2 protein-coding genes are annotated in these 3,171 nt (G+C 67.8%); both read right to left on the reverse strand.

Going from position 1 to position 3,171, the window contains the following annotated elements:
* A partial coding sequence (gene treS / locus B9S61_RS36350) for a maltose alpha-D-glucosyltransferase (RefSeq protein ID WP_103545990.1) occupies positions 1–1,655 on the reverse strand: 1,655 nt, incomplete at its 3' end.
* The coding region (locus B9S61_RS36355; protein ID WP_103545991.1) for an alpha-amylase family glycosyl hydrolase at positions 1,652–3,171 on the reverse strand (1,520 nt) is incomplete at its 5' end. The genes treS and B9S61_RS36355, both read right to left, overlap by 4 nt.

A 3,171-nucleotide genomic window follows, 5' to 3' on the forward strand; every position in this document is an offset into this window, starting at 1 on the left:
CCGAGGGTCATCAGGTACGGCAGCTCCCCCACGGCCGGGAACCGCACCCCGCCGAACAGCTCCACCGGGTGCCGCCCCTCGAAGGCGCTGAGATCCAGCTCCGTGGGCTGTGCGAAGCGGGAGAAGTTGTTCACGCAGAGCACCAGGTCGTCCTCGTACTCGCGCAGGAAGGCGAGGACGGCGGGGTTGGAGGACGGCAGTTCGGTGTAGGAGCCGAGGCCGAAGGCGGGGTTCTGTTTGCGGATCTCGATCATCCGGCGGGTCCAGTGGAGCAGGGAGGAGGGGGAGGCCATGGACGCTTCGACGCTGGTGACCTGGTAGCCGTAGACCGGGTCCATGATGGCGGGGAGGAAGAGGCGTCCGGGGTCGGAGGAGGAGAAGCCGGCGTTGCGGTCCGGGGTCCACTGCATGGGGGTGCGGACGGCGTCGCGGTCGCCGAGCCAGATGTTGTCGCCCATGCCGATCTCGTCGCCGTAGTAGATGATCGGTGATCCGGGGAGCGACAGCAGGAGGGCGTTGAAGAGTTCGATCTGGTTGCGGTCGTTGTCCAGCAGGGGGGCGAGGCGGCGGCGGATGCCGATGTTGGCGCGCATGCGGGGGTCCTTGGCGTATTCCGCCCACATGTAGTCGCGTTCCTCGTCGGTGACCATCTCCAGGGTCAGTTCGTCGTGGTTGCGCAGGAAGATGCCCCACTGGCAGCCGGAGGGGATGGCGGGGGTCTTGGCGAGGATCTCCGAGACGGGGTAGCGGGACTCGCGGCGCACGGCCATGAAGATGCGGGGCATGACGGGGAAGTGGAAGGCCATGTGGCACTCGTCGCCGCCGGCGGAGTAGTCGCCGAAGTAGTCGACGACGTCCTCCGGCCACTGGTTGGCCTCCGCCAGGACCACCGTGTCCGGGTACTGGGTGTCGATCTCCTTGCGCACCCGCTTCAGGAACGCGTGGGTCTCCGGGAGGTTCTCGCAGTTCGTCCCCTCCCGCTGGTACAGGTACGGCACCGCGTCCAGCCGGAACCCGTCGATCCCCAGGTCCAGCCAGAACTTCAGGGCGGAGATCATCTCCTCCTGGACCGCCGGGTTCTCGTAGTTGAGGTCCGGCTGGTGCGAGAAGAAGCGGTGGAAGTAGTACTGCTTGCGTACAGGGTCGTACGTCCAGTTGGACGCCTCGGTGTCGACGAAGATGATGCGGGCGTCCTGGAACTGCTTGTCGTCGTCGGCCCACACGTAGTAGTCGCCGTAGGGGCCGTCCGGGTCCTTGCGCGACTCCTGGAACCACGGGTGCTGGTCGCTGGTGTGGTTCATGACGAAGTCGATGATCACGCGCATGCCGCGCTGGTGCGCGGAGTCGACGAACTCGACGAAGTCGGCGAGGTCGCCGAAGTCGGGCAGCACGGCGGTGTAGTCGGCCACGTCGTAACCGCCGTCGCGCAGCGGCGACTTGAAGAAGGGCGGCAGCCACAGGCAGTCGACGCCCAGCCACTGCAGATAGTCGAGTTTGGCGGTCAGACCCTTCAGGTCGCCGATGCCGTCGCCGTTGCTGTCCTGGAAGGAGCGGACCAGGACCTCGTAGAAGACGGCTCGTTTGAACCAGTCCGGGTCCCGGTCCCTGACCGGTGTGTCCTCGAACGTGTCCGGCACCGGCTCGTTCACGGTCATGACGTTCCTCGCCCTCCGTTTCGCTGTGCGGCGGGCGGTCGCTGGACGTGCAGAACATGCGCGGGAGCCCGCCCCGGCTCCAGCCGCACGTAGTTGGTGTGGCCCCAGTGATAGGTCTCGCCGGTGAGCTCGTCGCGCACCGGCACCGACTCGTGCCGGTCCAGGCCGAGTTGCGGCATGTCCAACGAGACCGTGGCCTCCTGGGGGTGATGCGGGTCGAGGTTGGCGACCACCAGCACGACGTCCTGGCCGCTGCGCTTGCTGTACGCGATGACGGCGTCGTTGTCGGCCTGGTGGAACCGCAGGTTCCTGAGCCGGTGGAGTGCGGGATGGGCCCGGCGGAGAGTGTTGAGCCTGGTGATGAGGGGGGTGATGGTGCGTCCCTCGCGTTCGGCGGATTCCCAGTCGCGGGGGCGGAGCTGGTACTTCTCGCTGTGGAGGTATTCCTCGCTGCCTTCGCGCAGGGGGGTGTTCTCGCAGAGTTCGTAGCCGCTGTAGATGCCCCAGGAGGGGGAGAGGGTGGCGGCGAGGACGGCGCGGACCTCGAAGGCGGGGCGGCCGCCGTGCTGGAGGTAGGCGTGCAGGATGTCGGGGGTGTTGGCGAAGAAGTTGGGCCGCATGGAGGCGGCGGCGTCGCCGGAGAGTTCGGTGAGGTAGTCGGTGAGTTCCTGTTTGGTGTTGCGCCAGGTGAAGTAGGTGTAGGACTGCTGGAAGCCGATGTCGGCGAGGGTGCGCATCATCGCGGGGCGGGTGAAGGCCTCGGCGAGGAAGATGACGTCGGGGTCGGTGCGGTTGATGTCGCCGATGACGCGTTCCCAGAACACGACGGGTTTGGTGTGGGGGTTGTCCACCCGGAAGATGCGTACTCCGGTGTGCATCCAGTGGCGCAGGATCCGGCAGGTCTCGGTGGTCAGGCCGTCCATGTCGGCGTCGAAGGCGATGGGGTAGATGTCCTGGTACTTCTTCGGGGGGTTCTCGGCGTAGGCGATGGAGCCGTCGGGGCGGTGGTGGAACCATGCGGGGTGTTTGTGGACCCAGGGGTGGTCGGGGGAGCACTGGAGGGCGAAGTCGAGGGCGACCTCGAGGCCGAGTTCGCGGGCGCGGGTGACGAAGCGGGTGAAGTCCTCCAGGGTGCCGAGCCGGGGGTGGACGGCGTCGTGGCCGCCTTCGGGTGAGCCGATGGCCCAGGGGACGCCGACGTCGTCGGGTGCGGCGTCGAGGGTGTTGTCGGGGCCCTTGCGGAAGGTGGTGCCGATGGGGTGGATCGGGGGGAGGTAGACGACGTCGAAGCCCATGGCGGCGATCGCGGGGAGGCGGCGGGCGGCGGTGGTGAAGGTGCCGTGCGGCTGTTCGGGGGTGCCCTCGGAGCGGGGGAAGAACTCGTACCAGGAGCCGTAGAGGGCCCGCTCGCGTTCCACCAGGAGAGGGAGCGGGTCGCTGCTGGTGACGTGTTCCCGCAGTGGATGGCGGGCCAGTACCGCGTCCACCTCCGGCGTCAACGCCCCCGCCAGCCGGG

Origin of the sequence: Streptomyces sp. SM1 (assembly GCF_002910825.1) — a bacterium.
Taxonomy (GTDB): domain Bacteria; phylum Actinomycetota; class Actinomycetes; order Streptomycetales; family Streptomycetaceae; genus Streptomyces; species Streptomyces okerensis.